Origin of the sequence: Streptomyces sp. GC420 (assembly GCF_009916105.1) — a bacterium.
In the GTDB taxonomy this organism is placed as follows: domain Bacteria; phylum Actinomycetota; class Actinomycetes; order Streptomycetales; family Streptomycetaceae; genus Streptomyces.
Genome location: NZ_JAAAXQ010000785.1, coordinates 1 through 947, shown reverse-complemented (window position 1 = coordinate 947; position 947 = coordinate 1). Strand labels below are relative to the sequence as shown.

1 protein-coding gene is annotated in these 947 nt (G+C 67.3%); it reads right to left on the bottom strand.

The genetic code is table 11. From position 1 onward, the window contains the following. On the bottom strand, positions 1 to 880 hold an 880-nt coding region (locus GUY61_RS38610), incomplete at its 3' end, for an IS982 family transposase (RefSeq protein WP_166634936.1). Positions 881 to 947: the final 67 nt, after the last annotated feature.

Below are 947 nucleotides of genomic sequence, written 5' to 3'. Positions count from 1 at the left end.
GGATCGGGGATCGCATGACCGGCTGTCCGGTCTTGTGGTTGTGCCAGATCGCCGCGGCCAGCGCGAGGACGCGCTGAGCGACGCGGACGGCGACGCCCTCGAAGGTCCGGCCGCCGTGCTGTTCCAGGTCGAGCTGGCCCTTGAGGGTGTCGTTCACCGACTCGATCAACTGCCGCACCGACTTCAGCAGGGACTCGCCCTTGCGGCGTTTCTCCCGCTTGAAGGACGGCCGCAGCAGCTCGGCCCCGCGCAAGGCCAGATCGGCCTCGAACTCCTTGGAGGCGAAACCCTTGTCTGCGATCAGCAGCAGGCCGGGCCGGTCGGTGACCGTGTCCGGCTCGCGGTCCAGCATGGCCGTCAGCACCTCGCGCTCGTCCAGCTTGGGGTTGGCCAGGGCCCAGAGGATCGGCATGCCGGTGGGGGTGCACACCAGGTACAGCCGCAGGCCCCAGAAGAACCGGGAGTGGCTGGCGCAGTACCCGTATCCGGCCCAGCCGGCCATGTCCGACCGCTTCACCATGGGCCGCGAGCGGCCGCACTCCACCGGGGTCGAGTCGATGATCCAGTGGTTGTCGAACCAGAAGTCGGTGTCTGTCGCAAGGAGCCGTATCACCCGCTTGACCAGCGGCAACGCAGCCCGCAGTCGCTTGTTCCAGCCCGGCTGCTTCGGTACGTACGGGAACATCGCACCCAGCCGGGAGTGGACGAACCGCAGCCATCTGGACTCCGAGGCGAAGCCCAGCATGGCCTGGGCGACGGCGAGGCAGACGAGCTCGGAGTCCGTCAACCGCGGCGGGCGGCCCAGCCATCGGGTATCTCCGATCTCGTCGTCGATCTTCACGTACAGTGCGGTGAGCAGGGTGTCCAGGTCGCTTGTCACAGAACGACCTTGGACACCCTGTCTGCGTTCCCGGACGCACCGTCAGCATTCGGAATGACTCGTCTAG